Source organism: Streptomyces sp. NPDC002232 (assembly GCF_042890295.1).
Taxonomy (GTDB): Bacteria; Actinomycetota; Actinomycetes; order Streptomycetales; family Streptomycetaceae; genus Streptomyces.
Map to the genome: position 1 here is coordinate 1093586 of NZ_JBIARV010000001.1, position 18658 is coordinate 1112243.

Genomic DNA, 18658 nt, shown 5'->3' on the forward strand with positions numbered 1-18658 from the left:
GCGGGGGTGTTCCGGACGCTTCCTCGACACAACCCGCACATACGCGGACAGTTGCCCACGGAGGCCGCGGTTTCTGTGTGATCCATGTCATCCGCGCCCGGCGGCCCGACCCGTAACGTGTCCCCCACACCCGTGGAAAGCGAGGCACGCACCGATGTCCGAGCACAGCCCGCTCGACCTGGCCGAGGGCGATCCCTTCGGCCCGCACAACCTCCCGTACGGCGTCTTCTCCACCGCCGACGAGCCCGGGCGGCGCCGGCTCGGCGTCCGCGTCGGCGGGCACGTCCTGGACGCCGGTGCCGCGGCGCACGCGCTCGGTTCCCCGTACGCGTCGCTGCTCGCGCAGCCGAGCCTCAACCCGCTGCTCGCGGCCGGCCGGACCGCCTGGCGCGACGTCCGCCGGGCGCTGACGGCCTGGGTGACGGTGCCCGCGCACCGCGCGGACATCGAGCCGCTGCTGCACCCGCTGGACGCGGTGACGCTGCACCTGCCGTACGAGGTCGCGGACTACGTCGACTTCTACGCGAGCGAGCACCACGCGACGAACGTGGGGAGGATCTTCCGTCCCGACGGGGACGCCCTGACGCCCAACTGGAAGCACCTGCCCATCGGTTACCACGGCCGGGCGGGCACCGTCGTGGTCTCCGGCACCGATGTCGTACGCCCCTCGGGGCAGCGCAAGGCCCCCTCCGACCCGGCCCCGGTCTTCGGCCCCTCGGTCAAGCTGGACATCGAGGCGGAGGTCGGCTTCCTGGTCGGCACCCCCTCGGAGCTCGGGAAGCCGGTCCCGCTGGCGGACTTCCGGGAGCACGTCTTCGGTCTGACGCTGCTCAACGACTGGTCGGCGCGGGACGTGCAGGCCTGGGAGTACGTGCCGCTGGGCCCGTTCCTCGGCAAGTCGTTCCAGACCTCGGTCTCGGCGTGGGTGACGCCCCTGGAGGCCCTGGACGCGGCCCGCACCGCCCCGCCCGCCCGGGACCTCCCCCTCCTGCCGTACCTGGACGACACGGCCGAGGAGGAGCCGGGCGGCTTCGACCTGCGGATCTCCGTGGAGATCAACGGCGAGGTGGTGGCCGAGCCGCCGTTCTCCTCGATGTACTGGACGGCGGCCCAGCAGCTCGCCCACATGACGGTGAACGGCGCCTCGCTCCGCACGGGCGACCTGTACGGCTCCGGCACGGTCTCCGGGCCCGAGGTGAACCAGCGCGGCTCGCTCCTGGAGCTGACCTGGAACGGCCGTGACGCCCTCGAACTGCCGGGCGGCAAGCGGACGTTCCTGGAGGACGGCGACGAGGTCGTCCTCACGGCGTGGGCTCCGGGCCCGGACGGCACCCGGGTCACCCTGGGCGAGGTCCGGGGCCGGGTCGTGCCCTCCGCCTGAGCGTCAGACGGCCCGCCAGAGGGCCGGGACGTTCGGCGGCTCCCAGCCGGCCTGGGCCGTGTGCGTCTGGAGGCACACATAGCCCCGGCCGCCGTAGGTGACGGCGTCCCCGGGCCGGTACGCCCGGCCGGCGGTCCAGGTGCCGCCGGGCGGGGCGGTGGTCGGGGTCGCGGTCGGCGTCGGCGTCGGGCCCGGGTCCTGGGGGACGTCGAGCACGAAGTCGAAGGCGGCCTCCCGGCCGCCGCCGCCGTCCCGGACGGTCATCAGCAGCCGGGCGTCGAAGAGCGAGTCGGTGTTGTTCCTCGGCTCGTTCGGGAAGTACAGCTGCGTGGTGAGCACGGGCCGCCCGGGCGCCTGCACCTTGACGTGGAGGTGCCGGGTGCGGCCCGGGTAGAGCCCGGGGACGATCGTGGTGAGCTTGAAGCCGCCGTCGGCGCCGGTGAACTGGTGCCCGCGGAACTTGAACCCGGTGTTGTCGTAGGCGCCGTTGGTGTCGGCCTGCCAGAAGTCCAGCAGGACGCCGGATATCGGCCGGCAGGCCCGCCCGAAGACGTAGCCGCTGACGGTCAGCCGGGTGCCGGGGCCGTCCAGCAGGCTGCTGCGCTGCGGGGAGGCGGGCTTGAAGTAGGGCCCCTCCATCTGCGGCGGGGTGGGGTCGTCGCCGTCATCGCAGTCCGGGGTGAGGTCGAGGGGCGCCGCGCCGTCGGTCAGGGTCCGGGCGAGGGCGGGGACGCCCATGAGTACGGCGGGCACGGCCATGCCGGCCGCGACGGCGGCCCGCAGCACGGTCTTGCGGGTGACGTGCCCGGTGCTGGTCTCGCTGTCCATGTGCCTGGCTCCTCGGGTGGGGGGCTGGGATCGGCACGAACCTACGAGGCCCCGGCGCCGCCTTCGAGGGACGGAAGCGGGCGGTCGTGGTGTTTTCGGAAGTCGCCCGGACTGCGTCCGACCTCGCGGCGGAAGAAGCGGCAGAAGTAGGCGGGGTCGTCGAACCCGACGCGTGCGGCCACCTGCCGCACGGAGAGCCGCGTGGAGACCAGCAGCCGCTGCGCCTCGCGGGCCCGGGACTCCCGCAGCAGGGCGGCGGGCGTCCGGCCGGTGGCGCCCCGCACGGCCTCGTTCAGGTGCCCCGCCGACACCCCGAGCCGCCCGGCGCACTCCCGCACGGACAGTCCCTCGGCGGCGGCCCGGCCGGCGAGGGCCAGGAACTCCCCGGCGAGCCCCCGCGGCGGGGCGGACGCGGTCCGCTCGCCCGGCATCCGGGCGGCCCGGACCAGGAGCACGTGCAGCAGCGACCGGAGCACCCCGGCGAAGCCGTCGTCGCCGCTCCGGTACTCCTCGGCCAGCTCCTCCATCAGCCGGGAGGTCCGCTCGTGCGCGGCCGGGTCGAGGTCCACCCAGGGCCGGTCGCCCAGCCGCCGGAGCAGTTCCTCGTCGGCCGCCCCGCCCATCAGGAACTCGGGGGTGAACAGCACCAGCGACCCTTCGAGTCCGCGCACGCCCTCCCAGCGGTGCACCTGGCCGGGCAGGATGACGCCGAGCTGCGGGGGCCGGACGGGGTGGCGCTCGGTGTCGAGCACGTGGGTGCCCGTGCCCTCCACGACGTGCACGATCTCGTAGAAGGTGTGGCGGTGCGGATAGTCGGCCCGGGACATCGGGCCCATGGCGTCGAATCCCCCGGCGGCGAAGGGCACTTGGCCGGGGCGTCGCAGTTCCAGCCGGTGCACCGGCGGCTCTCCTTCGCGGGGCACGGCGCTGGGCGCCCCGGGTAAGACCGTGGTCCCGCGCACAGGACCCCCTCCCCAAGAGGTACAGACCAATAGGCGCGTCCACGATGCCACGCCGGGCGCGCCGTGTCAGGACCGCGAAGGGGCCCGGCTCGCCCCCGAGCCGGGCCCCTTCGCGCGCGCGGTCCGCCCTACCGGACGAACACGCTCGCCTGATTCGCCAGGTCCAGGAAGTACTGCGGGGCGAGGCCGAGGACCAGGGTGACCGCGACGCCCGCCGCGATCGTGATGCCCGTGAGGGCGGAGGGCACGGCGACCGTGGGGCCGTCCGCCTTCGGCTCGCTGAAGAACATCAGCACGATGACCCGGATGTAGAAGAACGCGGCGATCGCCGAGGAGATCACACCGACCACGACGAGCGCGCCCGCGCCGCCCTCCGCCGCCGCCTTGAAGACCGCGAACTTCCCGGCGAAGCCGGAGGTCAGCGGGATGCCGGCGAAGGCGAGCAGGAAGACCGCGAAGACCGCCGCGACGAGCGGCGAACGGCGCCCGAGACCGGCCCACTTGGACAGGTGGGTGGCCTCGCCGCCCGCGTCCCGGACCAGGGTGACGACGGCGAAGGCGCCGATCGTCACGAAGGAGTACGCCCCCAGGTAGAAGAGGACGGACGAGATGCCGCTCGGGGTGGCCGCGATGACACCGGCGAGCAGGAAGCCCGCGTGCGCGATCGACGAGTAGGCCAGGAGGCGCTTGATGTCGGTCTGGGTGATGGCGACGACCGCACCGCCGAGCATGGTGACGACGGCGACGCCCCACATGACCGGGCGCCAGTCCCAGGTGAGCCCGGGGAGCACCACGTAGAGCAGGCGGAGCAGCGCACCGAAGGCGGCGACCTTGGTGGCGGCCGCCATGAAGCCGGTCACCGGGGTGGGGGCGCCCTGGTAGACGTCCGGGGTCCACATGTGGAACGGCACGGCGCCGATCTTGAAGAGCAGCCCCATGAGGACCATGGCGAAGCCGATGAGGAGCAGCGCGTCGTTCCCCATGGTGTCGGCGAGCGCCGGGTCGACGGCGCCGATCGAGCCGTCGACGACGCGGGCGATGGTGGCGTACGAGACGGAGCCCGCGTAGCCGTAGAGCAGGGCGATCCCGAAGAGCAGGAAGGCCGAGGAGAAGGCGCCGAGCAGGAAGTACTTGACGGCCGCCTCCTGCGACATCAGCCGCTTGCGGCGGGCGACGGCGCAGAGCAGGTACAGCGGGAGGGAGAAGACCTCCAGGGCGACGAAGAGCGTCAGGAGGTCGTTGGCGGCCGGGAAGACCAGCATGCCGGCGATCGCGAAGAGCGCGAGCGGGAAGACCTCGGTGGTGGTGAAACCGGCCTTGACGGCGGCCTTCTCGTGGTCGCTGCCGGGGACGGCGGCGGCCTCGGCGGCGAAGGAGTCGACCTTGTGGCCGTGGTCGGCCGGGTCGAGCCTGCGCTCGGCGAAGGTGAAGATCGCCACCAGGGAGGCGAGGAGAATGGTGCCCTGGAGGAAGAGCGCGGGTCCGTCGACGGCGATGGCTCCCATGGCCGCGATGTGGGCCTTGGTGGAGCCGTAACCGCCCGCCGCGAGGCCGACGATGGCGGCGAAGGCGGCGGCGAGCGCGAGGACCGACAGGAACACCTGGCTGTGGTAGCGGCCCCGGCGGGGCACGAAGGCCTCGACGAGGACGCTGACGATCGCGGCGCCGAGCACGATGAGCACGGGCGAGAGCTGCGTGTACTCGATGTGGGGCGCCGGGATCTTGTCCAGCGGTTCGGCAGCGTTCGTCCACAAGCTGTGGACAGCCATGGGGCTCACTTGGCCGCCTCCACGTTCTGAATCTGGGGCTGGGGGTCCGTCTGCCGGACGTCGGACATGGTGTGCTCCACGGCCGGGTTGACCACGTCCGTCAGCGGCTTCGGGAAGACCCCGAGGAAGATCAGGACGGCGATCAGCGGGACGACCACGGCCAGTTCACGGGCCTTCAGGTCGGGCAGCGCCCGCACCTCCTCCTTCACCGGCCCGGTCATCGTCCGCTGGTACAGGACGAGGGTGTAGAGCGCGGCGAGGACGATGCCGGTGGTGGCGATGATCCCGGCCACCGGATACCGGGCGAAGGTGCCGACCAGGACCAGGAACTCGCTGACGAACGGAGCGAGTCCGGGCAGCGACAGGGTCGCGAGACCGCCGATCAGAAAGGTGCCGGCGAGGACCGGGGCGACCTTCTGGACACCGCCGTAGTCGGCGATGAGCCGCGAGCCGCGCCGGGAGATCAGGAAGCCGGCGACGAGCATCAGCGCGGCCGTCGAGATGCCGTGGTTGACCATGTAGAGCGTGGCACCCGACTGGCCCTGGGTGGTCATCGCGAAGATGCCCAGGATGATGAAGCCGAAGTGCGAGATCGACGCGTACGCGACCAGGCGCTTGATGTCCCGCTGGCCGACCGCGACCAGCGCCCCGTACACGATGCTGATCAGGGCGAGGACGACGATCGCGGGGGTGGCCCACTTGCTGGCCTCGGGGAAGAGGCCGAGGCAGAAGCGGAGCATCGCGAAGGTGCCGACCTTGTCGACGACGGCGGTGATGAGGACGGCGACCGGGGCGGTGGCCTCGCCCATCGCGTTCGGCAGCCAGGTGTGCAGCGGCCAGAGCGGCGCCTTCACCGCGAAGGCGAAGAAGAAGCCGAGGAACAGCCAGCGCTCGGTGCTGGTCGCCATCTCCAGGGAGCCGTTGGCGCGGGCCTCGGCGATCTCGGTGAGCGAGAAGTTCCCCGCGACCACGTAGAGCCCGATGACGGCGGCGAGCATGATCAGGCCGCCGACGAGGTTGTAGAGGAGGAACTTGACCGCCGCGTAGGAGCGCTGGGCCGCCGCGTTCTCGTCGGAGCCGCTGTGCGCGCGGTCGCCGAAGCCGCCGATGAGGAAGTACATCGGGATGAGCATGGCTTCGAAGAGGATGTAGAAGAGGAAGACGTCGGTGGCCTCGAAGGAGAGGATCACCATCGCCTCGACCATGAGGATCAGGGCGAAGAAGCCCTGCGTCGGCCGCCACCGCTTCGAGGAGGTCTCCAGCGGGTCGGCGTCGTGCCAGCCGGCCAGGACGACGAACGGGATCAGCAGGGCGGTGAGCGCGATGAGCGCCACCCCGATGCCGTCGACCCCGAGCTCGTACCGGACGCCGAAGGCCTTGATCCAGGAGTGGGACTCGACCAGCTGGTAGCGGTCGCCGCCGGGCTCGAACCGGGCCCAGACCACCCCGGCCAGGACGAGCGTGGCCAGCGAGACGAGCAGCGCCAGCCATTTGGCGGCGGTGCGGCGGGCCGCGGGGACGGCGGCGGTGAGGATCGCACCGACCGCCGGCACCGCTGCCGTCGCCGTAAGGAGCGGGAAGGACATGAGCGTTACACCGCCCTCATCAGCAGGGTCGCGGCGATCAGCACCGCCGTACCTCCGAACATGGAGACCGCGTACGAGCGGACGTAGCCGTTCTGGAGCTTGCGCAGCCGGCCGGAGAGTCCGCCGACCGAGGCCGCGGTGCCGTTGACGACGCCGTCGACCAGGCTGTGGTCGACGTAGACCAGCGAGCGCGTCAGGTGCGTGCCGCCGGTGACGAAGACCGCGTGGTTGAAGTCGTCCTGGAGCAGGTCGCGGCGGGCGGCCCGGGTGAGGAGCGAGCCGCGCGGGGCGACCACGGGGACGGGCTTGCGGCCGTACTGGAGGTACGCGAGGCCGACGCCGACCACCATGACGACGACGGTGGCGGTGGTGACGGCCGCGGCGCTGATCGGCGCGTGGCCGTGCTCGAAGCCGGTGACCGGCTCCAGCCACTCGACGAAGCCGGCGAACTCGAAGAGCGCGCCCGCGGCGACCGAGCCGACGGCGAGCAGCACCATCGGGATCACCATGGACTTCGGCGACTCGTGCGGGTGCGGCGGCTCGCCCTTCTCGTCGGGCTGCCAGCGCTTCTCGCCGAAGAAGGTCATCAGCATCACGCGGGTCATGTAGTACGCGGTGATGGCGGCGCCCAGCAGGGTGACCGCGCCGAGGATCCAGCCCTCGGTGCCGCCCTTGGCGAAGGCCGCCTCAATGATCTTGTCCTTGGAGAAGAAGCCGGACAGACCCGGGAAGCCGATGATCGCCAGGTAGCCGAGGCCGAAGGTGACGAAGGTGACCGGCATGTACTTCCGCAGGCCGCCGTACCTGCGCATGTCGACCTCGTCGTTCATGCCGTGCATGACGGATCCGGCACCGAGGAAGAGCCCGGCCTTGAAGAAGCCGTGGGTCACCAGGTGCATGATCGCGAAGACGTAGCCGATGGGGCCGAGCCCGGCCGCCAGGATCATGTAGCCGATCTGCGACATCGTCGAACCGGCGAGCGCCTTCTTGATGTCGTCCTTCGCGCAACCGACGATCGCACCGAAGAGGAGCGTGACCGCGCCGACGACGGTGACGACGAGCTGCGCGTCCGGAGCGGCGTTGAAGATGTCGGCGGAGCGGACGATCAGATAGACGCCGGCGGTCACCATCGTGGCCGCGTGGATGAGGGCCGAGACCGGGGTCGGGCCCTCCATCGCGTCCCCGAGCCAGGACTGTAGCGGCACCTGGGCCGACTTGCCGCAGGCGGCGAGGAGCAGCATCAGGCCGATCGCGGTCAGCTTGCCCTCGGAGGCCTGGTCGGTCGCCGCGAGCACCGGCCCGAAGGCGAAGGTGCCGAAGGTGGTGAACATCAGCATGATGGCGATCGACAGGCCCATGTCGCCGACCCGGTTGACCAGGAAGGCCTTCTTCGCGGCGGTGGCCGCGCTGGGCTTGTGCTGCCAGAAGCCGATGAGGAGGTACGAGGCGAGGCCGACGCCCTCCCAGCCGAAGTACAGCAGCAGGTAGTTGTCGGCGAGGACGAGCAGGAGCATCGCCGCGACGAACAGGTTGAGATAGCCGAAGAACCGGCGGCGGCGCTCGTCGTGCTCCATGTAGCCGATGGAGTAGACGTGGATGAGCGTGCCGACCCCGGTGATCAGCAGGACGAAGGTCATCGACAGCTGGTCGAGCTGGAAGGCCATGTCCGCCTGGAAGCCCTCGACGGGGATCCAGGTGTAGAGCGTCTGGTGCAGGGCGCGGTCGTCCGCGCCCTTGCCGAGCATGTCGGCGAAGAGCGCCAGGCCGAGCGCGAACGACACGCCCGCGAGGAGCGTGCCGAGCCAGTGCCCGTACCGGTCGAGCCGCCGCCCGCCGAGGAGCAGCACCGCCGCGCCGAGCAGGGGCGCCCCGATGAGCAGCGCAATGAGATTTTCCACGGTCAGCCCCTCACAGTTTCATCAGGCTGGCGTCGTCGACCGAGGCCGAGTGGCGGGCACGGAAGACGGACACGATGATCGCGAGCCCGACGACGACCTCCGCGGCGGCGACGACCATCGTGAAGAACGCGATGATCTGGCCGTCGAGGTTGCCGTGCATGCGGGAGAAGGTGACGAACGCGAGGTTGCAGGCGTTGAGCATGAGCTCGACGCACATGAAGACGACGATCGCGTTCCGCCGGATCAGGACCCCGGCCGCACCGATGGTGAACAGCAGGGCGGCGAGGTACAGGTAGTTGACGGGATTCACCGGGTGGCCTCCTCTTCGTCCCGGTTCCGGCCGAGCCGCTCCTCGGAGCGCTGCTCCAGTGCCTTGAGGTCGGCCATCGCCTCGGCGGACACGTCCCGGATCTGGCCCCGCTTGCGCAGGGTCCCCATGACGGTGAGCTCCGCCGGCGTGCCGTCGGGCAGCAGTCCGGCGACGTCGACGGCGTTGTGCCGGGCGTACACGCCGGGGGCGGGCAGCGGCGGCACGTGCGAACCCTCGCGCACGCGCTGCTCGGAGAGCTCGCGCTGGGTGCGGGCCCGCTCGGTGCGCTCGCGGTGGGTGAGCACCATCGCGCCGACGGCCGCCGTGATCAGCAGCGCGCCGGTGATCTCGAAGGCGAAGACGTACTTGGTGAAGATGAGGGCGGCGAGGCCCTCGACGTTCCCTCCGTGGGCGCTGTTCGCCGCGCCGAGTCCGGCGAACTGCGACAGCGAGGCGTTGCCGATGCCGGCGGCCAGCAGGATGCCGAAGCCGAGGCCGCAGGCGGCGGCCCACCAGCGCTGCCCCTTGAGGGTCTCCTTCAGCGAGTCCGCGGCCGTGACGCCGACCAGCATGACGACGAAGAGGAAGAGCATCATGATCGCGCCGGTGTAGACGACGATCTGGACGATGCCGAGGAAGTACGCGCCGTTGGCGAGGTAGAAGACCGCCAGGACGATCATGGTCCCGGCGAGGCTGAGGGCCGAGTGCACGGCCTTCCTCATCAGGATCGTGGACAGCGCGCCGACGACGGCGACGGTGCCGAGGACCCAGAACTGGAAGGCCTCACCGGTGGACGTCGTGTACGCCGCGAGGTTCGCGCTCATGCGTCCGCCCCCTCCGGCTCGCCCTTCTCCCCCTTGGACACGGCGACCTGGCGGACCGTGCCGGGCGCGGCCTCGGTGACCAGGCCCCGGTAGTAGTCCTGCTCGGTCATGCCGGGGAAGATCGCGTGCGGCGAGTCGACCATGGTCTCCTCCAGGCCCGCGAGGAGCTGCTCCTTGGTGTAGATCAGGTTCTCGCGGGAGGAGTCGGCCAGTTCGAACTCGTTCGTCATGGTCAGCGCGCGCGTGGGGCACGCCTCGATGCACAGTCCGCAGAGGATGCAGCGGGCGTAGTTGATCTGGTAGACGCGGCCGTACCGCTCGCCCGGCGAGTAGCGCTCCTCGTCGGTGTTGTCCGCGCCCTCGACGTAGATGGCGTCGGCGGGACAGGCCCAGGCGCACAGCTCGCAGCCGACGCACTTCTCCAGGCCGTCGGGGTGACGGTTGAGCTGGTGCCGGCCGTGGAAGCGGGGCGCCGTCGTCTTCTGCTGCTCCGGGTACTGCTCGGTCAGCCGCTTCTTGAACATGGCCTTGAAGGTCACGCCGAAGCCGGCCACCGGATTCTGGAAGTCAGACACCGTCCGTCTCCTTTCCATCACTCGCAGTAGCAGTATCGGGGGCGCCACTGACAACGAGGTCCCGGTCGCGCCGGGGCCTGCGCCGGGGCACGGCCGGCAGGGACTGTCCGGGCTTGGGCGGTACGGGGAAGCCGCCCGCCATCGGGTCGAAGGAGGTCTCCTCCGCGGCGCCCGCCCCGGCCGCCTTCGCCCTCCGGTCGCGGAAGAGGTCGACCAGGAAGGACAGCAGCAGCAGCCCGAGCACGGCGCCGGCCACGTACAGCACGATGTCGGCGAAGGCGATGTTCTCGTTCCGCAGGGCGCGGACGGTGGCGACCAGCATCAGCCAGACCACGGAGACCGGGATGAGGACCTTCCAGCCGAGCTTCATCAGCTGGTCGTAGCGGACGCGGGGCAGGGTGCCGCGCAGCCAGATGAAGAAGAACAGCAACAGCTGCACCTTGATGACGAACCAGAGCATCGGCCACCAGCCGTGGTTCGCGCCCTCCCAGAAGGTGGAGACCGGGTACGGGGCCCGCCAGCCGCCGAGGAAGAGCGTCACCGACACGGCCGAGACCGTCACCATGTTCACGTACTCGGCGAGCATGAACATCGCGAACTTGATGGACGAGTACTCGGTGTTGAAGCCGCCGACGAGGTCGCCCTCGGACTCCGGCATGTCGAAGGGGGCGCGGTTCGTCTCGCCGACCATCGTGACGATGTAGATGATGAACGAGACCGGCAGCAGGATCACGAACCAGCGGTCCGCCTGCGCCTCGACGATCTTCGAGGTCGACATCGACCCGGAGTAGAGGAAGACGGAGGCGAAGGCCGCACCCATCGCGATCTCGTACGAGATCATCTGCGCGCACGAGCGGAGCCCGCCGAGCAGCGGGTACGTGGAGCCGGAGGACCAGCCGGCGAGGACGATGCCGTAGATGCCGACGGAGGCGACCGCGAGGACGTACAGCATCGCGATCGGCAGGTCGGTGAGCTGCATCGCGGTCCGGTGGCCGAAGATCGAGACCTCGTCGCCGGCCGGGCCGAAGGGGATCACGGCGATCGCCATGAAGGCGGGGATCGCGGCGATGATCGGGGCGAGGACGTAGACGACCTTGTCGGCCTTCTTGACGATCACGTCCTCCTTGAGCATCAGCTTGATGCCGTCCGCGAGGGACTGGAGCATGCCCCAGGGGCCGTGCCGGTTGGGGCCGACGCGCAGCTGCATCCAGGCGACGACCTTGCGCTCCCACACGATGGAGAAGAGCACGGTGACCATCAGGAAGGCGAAGCAGAAGACGGCCTTGATCAGCACGAGCCACCAGGGGTCCGTACCGAACATGGACAGGTCTTCGGCGGCGAGCGGCGTGGTCATGCCTGCACCTCCTGCGGGGTCGCCGGGCCGATGCGGACCAGGTCGCCGGGGTGGGCGCCGGTGTCGGAGAGGACGCCTCGGCCGGCCGAGTTCAGCGGGAGCCAGACGACGCGGTCGGGCATCTCGGTGACCTGGAGCGGGAAGGCGGTGGAGCCCGCGGGGCCGGTCACCTCCAGGACGTCGCCGTCCTTGACGCCGGTGTCGGCGGCGGTGGCGGCGGAGAGCCGGGCGACCGCGGCGTGCCGGGTGCCGGCCAGCGCGGTGTCGCCCTCCTGGAGCCTGCCGAGGTCGAGGAGGAGGCGGTGTCCGGCGAGGACGGCCTCCCCGTCGCCGGGCCGGGGCGCGGGCACGGCGTGCGCGGTGGGCTCGGAGGCCCGCTCCTCGGTCCAGCCGCCGAGCCGGTCCAGCTCCCGCCGCACGGACCGGAGGTCGGGCAGGGCGAGGTGGACGTCGAGGGCGTCGGCCAGCATGTGGAGCACCCGGGCGTCGGTCGGCGCCAGGGGCCGGGTCATCTGCTCGGGCTTCAGCGCGGCCTCGAACATCCGGGCCCTGCCCTCCCAGTTGAGGAAGGTGCCGGGCTTCTCGGCGACGGCGGCGACGGGCAGGACGACGTCGGCGCGGTCGGTGACCTCCCCGGGCCGCAGCTCCAGGGAGACGACGAAGGCCGCGTCGAGGGCCTCGCGCGCGCGTGCCGGGTCCGGCAGGTCGGCGACCTCGACGCCGGCGACGAGCAGCGCGCCGAGCTCTCCGGCGGCGGCGGCCTCGACGATCTGGCCGGTGTCGCGGCCGTAGCGGTGCGGGAGTTCGCGGACGCCCCAGGCGGCGGCGACCTCCTCACGCGCGCGCGGGTCGGTGGCGGGCCGGCCGCCGGGCAGCAGCGCCGGGAGGGCTCCGGCCTCGACGGCGCCGCGCTCGCCGGAGCGGCGCGGGATCCAGACGAGGCGGGCGCCGGTGGCGGCGGAGGCGCGCAGGGCGGCGGTGAGCGCTCCGGGCACGCCCGCGAGCCGCTCGCCGACGGCGAGGACGGCGCCCTCCTGGCGGAGGGCCTCGGCCGCGCCGGCGCCGTCCTCGGACAGGCCGACCCGGGAGGTGAGGGCGTCGAGCCACTCGGTCTCGGTGCCGGGGGCGGCGGGCAGCAGGGTGCCGCCCGCCTTCTCCAGGCCCCGGGTCGCGAACGGGGCGACGGCGTAGGTCTTCTGGCCGTGCTTGCGCCAGGCCTTGCGGAGCCGCAGGAAGACGCCGGGGGCCTCCTCCTCGGACTCCAGGCCGACGAGGAGTACGGCCGGTGCGGCCTCCAGGGAGGTGTACGTGACACCCGACCCGTCCAGGTCGCGTCCCCGGCCGGCGACGGCGGAGGCGAGGAAGTCGGCCTCCTCGCCGGAGTGGATCCGGGCCCGGAAGTCGATGTCGTTGGTGTCGAGGGCGATCCGGGCGAACTTGGCGTAGGCGTAGGCGTCCTCGACGGTCAGCCTGCCGCCGGTCAGGACGCCGGTCCGGCCGCGGACGAGGCCGCGGGCGGCGGCCTCCAGGGCCTCGGGCCAGGAGGCGGGCTCCAGCTCACCGCTCTCCTGGTTCCGGACGAGCGGGGTGGTCAGCCGGTCGCGCTGCTGGGCGTAGCGGAAGCCGAAGCGGCCCTTGTCGCAGATCCACTCCTCGTTGACCTCGGGGTCGTCGGCGGCGAGCCGCCGCATGACCTTGCCGCGCCGGTGGTCGGTGCGGGTGGCGCAGCCGCCGGCGCACTGCTCGCAGACGGACGGCGAGGAGACCAGGTCGAAGGGGCGGGAGCGGAAGCGGTAGGCGGCCGAGGTGAGGGCGCCGACGGGGCAGATCTGGATGGTGTTGCCGGAGAAGTACGACTCGAAGGGGTCGCCCTCGCCGGTGCCGACCTGCTGGAGCGCGCCGCGCTCGATGAGCTCGATCATGGGGTCGCCCGCGACCTGGTTGGAGAAGCGGGTGCAGCGGGCGCACAGGACGCACCGCTCGCGGTCGAGCAGCACCTGGGTGGAGATCGGGACGGGCTTCTCGTAGGTCCGCTTGACGCCCTCGAAGCGGGACTCGGCCTGTCCGTGGGACATGGCCTGGTTCTGTAGGGGGCATTCGCCGCCCTTGTCGCAGACGGGGCAGTCCAGCGGGTGGTTGACGAGCAGCAGCTCCATCACGCCGTGCTGGGCCTTCTCGGCGACGGGGCTGGTCAGCTGGGACTTCACCACCATGCCGTCGGTGCAGGTGATGGTGCAGGAGGCCATGGGCTTGCGCTGTCCCTCGACCTCGACGATGCACTGGCGGCAGGCGCCGGCGGGGTCGAGGAGCGGGTGGTCGCAGAAGCGCGGGATCTCGATGCCGAGCTGTTCGGCGGCGCGGATGACCAGGGTCCCCTTGGGGACGGAGACCTCGATGCCGTCGATGGTCAGCGTGACGAGGTCCTCCGGCGGCACGGCCGGGCTGCCGCCTCCCGCCGGTCCGGACTCGGTGACGGTCATGCGGTCACCTCCTTGTGGTTGTCCGCCCAGGCGGTCGACTTGGCCGGGTCGAAGGGGCAGCCCTTGCCCGTGATGTGCTGCTCGTACTCGTCGCGGAAGTACTTCAGCGAGGAGAAGATCGGTGAGGCGGCGCCGTCGCCGAGCGCGCAGAACGACTTGCCGTTGATGTTGTCGGCGATGTCGTTGAGCTTGTCGAGGTCGGACATCGCGCCCTTGCCGGCCTCGATGTCGCGGAGCAGCTGGACGAGCCAGTACGTGCCCTCGCGGCAGGGCGTGCACTTGCCGCAGGACTCGTGGGCGTAGAACTCGGTCCAGCGGGTGACGGCCCGGACGACGCAGGTGGTCTCGTCGAAGCACTGGAGGGCCTTGGTGCCGAGCATGGATCCGGCGGCGCCGACGCCCTCGTAGTCGAGGGGCACGTCGAGGTGCTCGTCGGTGAACATGGGGGTGGAGGAGCCGCCGGGCGTCCAGAACTTGAGGCGGTGGCCGGGGCGCATGCCGCCGCTCATGTCGAGGAGCTGGCGCAGGGTGATGCCGAGGGGCGCCTCGTACTGGCCGGGCGTGGCGACGTGCCCGCTGAGCGAGTACAGCGTGAAGCCGGGGGACTTCTCGCTGCCCATCGAGGTGAACCAGTCCTTGCCCTTGTTCAGGATCGCGGGAACGGAGGCGATGGACTCGACGTTGTTCACCACGGTGGGGCAGGCGTACAGACCGGCGACCGCGGGGAAGGGGGGCCGCAGCCGGGGCTGGCCGCGGCGGCCTTCGAGCGAGTCGAGCAGGGCGGTCTCCTCGCCGCAGATGTACGCGCCGGCGCCGGCGTGCACGGTCAGTTCGAGGTTCAGGCCGCTGCCGAGGATGTTCCGGCCGAGGTAGCCGGCCGCGTAGGCCTCGCGGACCGCCTCGTGGAGGCGGCGCAGGACGGGGACGACCTCGCCGCGCAGGTAGATGAACGCGTGCTCGGAGCGGATCGCGTAGCAGGCGATGATCATTCCCTCGATGAGGGAGTGCGGGTTGGCGAAGAGGAGGGGGATGTCCTTGCAGGTGCCCGGCTCGGACTCGTCGGCGTTGACGACGAGGTAGTGCGGCTTGCCGTCGCCCTGCGGGATGAACTGCCACTTCATGCCGGTGGGGAAGCCGGCGCCGCCGCGTCCGCGGAGGCCGGATTCCTTGACGTAGGCGATGAGGTCGTCGGGGCTCATCGCGAGGGCCTTGCGGAGCCCCCGGTATCCCTCGTGCCGCTCGTACGTCTCCAGGGTCCAGGACTCGGGCTGGTCCCAGAAGGCGGAGAGGACGGGGGCGAGCAGCTTCTCGGGGCTGCTGTTGTTGATCTCGGCGGCCAAGGTCATCACTCCCCCTCCTGACCGGAGGTCTCACCGCGCGGGTGGACGATTCGGTGGTGCGGCTGCTCGCCCTTGGCGAGTCGGAGGCCCACGAGCGAGGCGGGGCCCGCGCCGCCGGTGGCCGCGACGGCGCCGGGGCGCTCGTCGGGGAAGCCGGCGAGGATGCGGGCGGTCTCCTTGAAGGTGCACAGCGGGGCGCCGCGGGTGGGTTCGACGGTGCGTCCGGCCCGCAGGTCGTCGACCATCTTCTTGGCGGACTCGGGCGTCTGGTTGTCGAAGAACTCCCAGTTGACCATCACGACGGGTGCGAAGTCGCAGGCGGCGTTGCACTCGATGTGTTCGAGGGTGATCGTGCCGTCCTCGGTGGTCTCGTCGTTGCCGACGCCGAGGTGCTGCTTGAGCTCCTCGAAGATGGCGTCGCCGCCCATGACCGCGCAGAGCGTGTTGGTGCAGACGCCCACCTGGTAGTCGCCGGAGGGCTTGCGCCGGTACATCGTGTAGAAGGTGGCGACGGCGGTGACCTCGGCGGTGGTCAGGCCGAGGAGCTCGGCGCAGAACCGCATGCCGGTGCGGGTGACGTGGCCTTCCTCCGACTGCACGAGGTGCAGCATCGGCAGGAGCGCGGAGCGGGAGTCCGGGTAGCGGCCGATGATCTCCCTCGCGTCCTCCTCCAGGCGGGCGCGGACGTCCGCCGGGTAGGCGGGGGCGGGGAGCTGGGGCATGCCCAGGCTGATCTGGTCGGTCATCGGTCGACGCCTCCCATCACGGGGTCGATGGAGGCGACGGCGACGATGACGTCGGCGACCTGGCCGCCCTCGCACATCGCGGCCATGGCCTGGAGGTTGGTGAAGGACGGGTCGCGGAAGTGGACCCGGTAGGGGCGGGTGCCGCCGTCGGAGACGACGTGGACGCCGAGCTCGCCCTTGGGCGACTCCACGGCGGCGTAGGCCTGTCCGGCGGGGACCCGGAAGCCCTCGGTGACCAGCTTGAAGTGGTGGATCAGGGCCTCCATGGAGGTGCCCATGATCTTCGCGATGTGGTCGGTGGAGTTGCCCAGGCCGTCGGTGCCGAGGGCGAGCTGGGCCGGCCAGGCGATCTTCTTGTCGCCGACCATGACGGCGCCGGGCTCCAGGCGGTCGAGGCACTGCTCGACGATGCGGAGGGACTGGCGCATCTCCTCCAGGCGGACGAGGAACCGTCCGTAGGAGTCGCAGCTGTCGGCGGTCGGGACCTCGAAGTCGTAGTTCTCGTAGCCGCAGTACGGGTCGGTCTTCCGCAGGTCGTGCGGGAGGCCCGCCGACCGGAGGATCGGTCCGGTGGCGCCGAGGGCCATGCAGCCGGTGAGGTCGAGGTAGCCCACGTCCTGCATGCGGGCCTTGAAGATCGGGTTGCCGGTGGCGAGCTTGTCGTACTCCGGCAGGTTCTTCTTCATCGTCTTCACGAACTCGCGCACGGCGTCGACGGCGCCGGGCGGGAGGTCCTGGGCGAGGCCGCCGGGGCGGATGAACGCGTGGTTCATGCGGAGCCCGGTGATCAGCTCGTACAGGTCCAGGATCATCTCGCGGTCCCGGAAGCCGTAGATCATGATCGTGGTGGCGCCGAGCTCCATGCCGCCGGTGGCGATGCACACCAGGTGCGAGGAGAGCCGGTTGAGCTCCATGAGCAGGACCCGGATGACGCTGGCGCGGTCCGGGATCTGCTCGGTGACGCCGAGGAGCTTCTCCACGCCGAGGCAGTACGCCGTCTCGTTGTAGAACGAGGTGAGGTAGTCCATGCGCGTGACGAAGGTGGTGCCCTGCGTCCAGGTCCGGAACTCGAGGTTCTTCTCGATGCCGGTGTGGAGGTAGCCGATGCCGCAGCGGGCCTCGGTGACGGTCTCGCCGTCGATCTCCAGGATGAGCCGGAGCACGCCGTGGGTGGACGGGTGCTGGGGCCCCATGTTGACGATGATGCGCTCGTCGTCGGCCTTCGCGGCGGACTGGACGACCTCTTCCCAGTCGCCGCCGGTCACCGTGTAGACGGCGCCCTCTGTGGTCTCCCGCGGAGACGCGTGTTCGGTGGACATCAGCTGTACGACCTCCGCTGGTCCGGAGCCGGGATCTGGGCGCCCTTGTACTCGACGGCGATGCCGCCGAGGGGGTAGTCCTTGCGCTGCGGGTGGCCCTGCCAGTCGTCCGGCATCATGATCCGGGTGAGGGCGGGGTGGCCGTCGAAGACGATGCCGAAGAAGTCGTACGCCTCGCGCTCGTGCCAGTCGTTCGTCGGGTAGACGGCGACGAGCGACGGGATGCGCGGGTCGCCGTCCGGGGCGGAGACCTCCAGGCGGATCAGCCGCCCGTGGGTCAGCGAACGCAGGTGGTAGACGGCGTGCAGCTCGCGGCCCTTGTCGCCGGGGTAGTGGACGCCGGAGACGCCGGTACAGAGCTCGAAGCGGAGCGCCGGGTCGTCGCGCAGGGTGCGGGCCACGCGGACCAGGTGCTCGCGCTCGACGTGGAAGGTGAGCTCGTCCCGGTCGACGACCGTCTTCCCGATCGCGTTCTCCGGGAGGAGGCCCTGCTCCTCCAGGGCGCCCTCCAGCTCGTCGGCGACCTCGTCGAACCAGCCGCCGTAGGGGCGGGCGGCCGGGCCGGGGAGCCGGACGGAGCGGACGAGGCCGCCGTAGCCGGACGTGTCCCCGCCGTTGTTCGCGCCGAACATGCCGCGCTGGACGCGGACCTCCTCGCCGTGGTCCCCGCGCTGGCCCGGCAGGTTCTGCCCGCCCTGGTCCTTCTCGGGGTTGGGGGTTTCGTCACTCACCGGAGCAGACCCTTCAGCTCGATGGTCGGCAGGGCCTTGAGCGCCGCCTCCTCCGCCTCACGGGCCGCCTCCTCGGCGTTCACGCCGAGCTTGGAGGACTGGATCTTCTGGTGGAGCTTGAGGATCGCGTCCAGGAGCATCTCCGGACGAGGCGGGCAGCCGGGCAGGTAGATGTCGACCGGCACGATGTGGTCGACGCCCTGCACGATCGCGTAGTTGTTGAACATGCCGCCCGAGGAGGCGCAGACGCCCATGGAGATGACCCACTTGGGATTGGGCATCTGGTCGTAGACCTGCCTCAGGACGGGCGCCATCTTCTGGCTGACCCGGCCGGCCACGATCATCAGGTCGGCCTGGCGCGGCGAGCCGCGGAAGACCTCCATGCCGAAGCGGGCCAGGTCGTACCGGCCGGCTCCGGTGGTCATCATCTCGATGGCGCAGCAGGCGAGGCCGAAGGTCGCGGGGAACACGGACGCCTTGCGCACCCAGCCCGCGGCCTGTTCGACCGTCGTCAGCAGAAAGCCGCTCGGGAGTTTCTCTTCGAGTCCCATAGGT

The 18658-nt window shown here is 71.1% G+C and carries 16 protein-coding genes; 1 reads left to right on the forward strand and 15 read right to left on the reverse strand.

Annotated features, from left to right (window positions below; genetic code table 11):
- The first annotated feature begins 154 nt into the window (after positions 1-154).
- Positions 155-1381 carry a fumarylacetoacetase gene (fahA, locus tag ACFYXU_RS05045; protein WP_389407496.1) on the forward strand — a complete coding sequence of 409 codons (1227 nt, stop codon included), beginning with the start codon at positions 155-157 and terminating at the stop codon, positions 1379-1381.
- A 3-nt stretch (positions 1382-1384) separates the two neighbouring features.
- On the opposite strand, the gene ACFYXU_RS05050 is transcribed toward fahA, so the two are convergent.
- The 15 genes from ACFYXU_RS05050 to ACFYXU_RS05120 form a co-directional block, all read right to left on the reverse strand.
- A complete protein-coding gene (locus ACFYXU_RS05050) occupies positions 1385-2209 on the reverse strand; it encodes a carbohydrate-binding protein (protein ID WP_329851160.1) in 825 nt (274 codons plus the stop codon).
- 41 nt (positions 2210-2250) lie between these two features.
- The gene (locus tag ACFYXU_RS05055) at positions 2251-3171 is read right to left on the reverse strand and encodes a helix-turn-helix domain-containing protein (RefSeq protein ID WP_389407497.1); all 921 of its coding nucleotides are present in this window, start codon (positions 3169-3171) and stop codon (positions 2251-2253) included.
- Positions 3172-3299: 128 nt separating this feature from the next.
- Positions 3300-4949 (reverse strand): NADH-quinone oxidoreductase subunit NuoN, encoded by a 1650-nt coding sequence (gene nuoN / locus ACFYXU_RS05060; protein WP_389407498.1) that lies wholly within the window; start codon positions 4947-4949, stop codon positions 3300-3302.
- A complete protein-coding gene (locus ACFYXU_RS05065; protein WP_389407499.1) occupies positions 4946-6526 on the reverse strand; it encodes an NADH-quinone oxidoreductase subunit M in 1581 nt (526 codons plus the stop codon). Before ACFYXU_RS05065 ends, nuoN begins: the two co-directional genes overlap by 4 nt.
- Before the next feature lie 5 nt (positions 6527-6531).
- Positions 6532-8424, reverse strand: a complete 1893-nt coding sequence (gene nuoL, locus ACFYXU_RS05070) for an NADH-quinone oxidoreductase subunit L (protein ID WP_361393144.1) — start codon at positions 8422-8424, stop codon at positions 6532-6534.
- Positions 8425-8434: 10 nt separating this feature from the next.
- On the reverse strand, positions 8435-8734 hold the full coding sequence (gene nuoK / locus ACFYXU_RS05075) for an NADH-quinone oxidoreductase subunit NuoK (protein WP_017239464.1): 300 nt from the start codon (positions 8732-8734) through the stop codon (positions 8435-8437).
- Positions 8731-9558: an NADH-quinone oxidoreductase subunit J gene (locus ACFYXU_RS05080; RefSeq protein WP_329851166.1), complete on the reverse strand. Its 828-nt coding sequence runs from the start codon at positions 9556-9558 to the stop codon at positions 8731-8733. The genes nuoK and ACFYXU_RS05080 overlap by 4 nt, the downstream gene beginning before the upstream one ends.
- Positions 9555-10151, reverse strand: a complete 597-nt coding sequence (nuoI, locus tag ACFYXU_RS05085; RefSeq protein ID WP_189800459.1) for an NADH-quinone oxidoreductase subunit NuoI — start codon at positions 10149-10151, stop codon at positions 9555-9557. The genes ACFYXU_RS05080 and nuoI overlap by 4 nt, the downstream gene beginning before the upstream one ends.
- Positions 10126-11487 (reverse strand): NADH-quinone oxidoreductase subunit NuoH, encoded by a 1362-nt coding sequence (nuoH, locus tag ACFYXU_RS05090; protein ID WP_389407500.1) that lies wholly within the window; start codon positions 11485-11487, stop codon positions 10126-10128. The genes nuoI and nuoH overlap by 26 nt, the downstream gene beginning before the upstream one ends.
- Positions 11484-13967 carry an NADH-quinone oxidoreductase subunit G gene (locus tag ACFYXU_RS05095; protein ID WP_376507435.1) on the reverse strand — a complete coding sequence of 828 codons (2484 nt, stop codon included), beginning with the start codon at positions 13965-13967 and terminating at the stop codon, positions 11484-11486. Before ACFYXU_RS05095 ends, nuoH begins: the two co-directional genes overlap by 4 nt.
- Entirely contained in the window at positions 13964-15316 is a 1353-nt protein-coding gene (gene nuoF / locus ACFYXU_RS05100; RefSeq protein WP_361393138.1) for an NADH-quinone oxidoreductase subunit NuoF, read from the reverse strand. Before nuoF ends, ACFYXU_RS05095 begins: the two co-directional genes overlap by 4 nt.
- Positions 15313-16053, reverse strand: coding sequence for an NADH-quinone oxidoreductase subunit NuoE (gene nuoE, locus ACFYXU_RS05105; protein ID WP_376507434.1), 741 nt, complete (start codon positions 16051-16053; stop codon positions 15313-15315). The genes nuoF and nuoE overlap by 4 nt, the downstream gene beginning before the upstream one ends.
- A complete protein-coding gene (locus ACFYXU_RS05110; protein WP_376507433.1) occupies positions 16050-17372 on the reverse strand; it encodes an NADH-quinone oxidoreductase subunit D in 1323 nt (440 codons plus the stop codon). Before ACFYXU_RS05110 ends, nuoE begins: the two co-directional genes overlap by 4 nt.
- Positions 17372-18103 (reverse strand): NADH-quinone oxidoreductase subunit C, encoded by a 732-nt coding sequence (locus ACFYXU_RS05115; protein ID WP_389407501.1) that lies wholly within the window; start codon positions 18101-18103, stop codon positions 17372-17374. The genes ACFYXU_RS05110 and ACFYXU_RS05115 overlap by 1 nt, the downstream gene beginning before the upstream one ends.
- Positions 18100-18654 carry an NADH-quinone oxidoreductase subunit B family protein gene (locus ACFYXU_RS05120; protein WP_030318842.1) on the reverse strand — a complete coding sequence of 185 codons (555 nt, stop codon included), beginning with the start codon at positions 18652-18654 and terminating at the stop codon, positions 18100-18102. The genes ACFYXU_RS05115 and ACFYXU_RS05120 overlap by 4 nt, the downstream gene beginning before the upstream one ends.
- Positions 18655-18658: the final 4 nt, after the last annotated feature.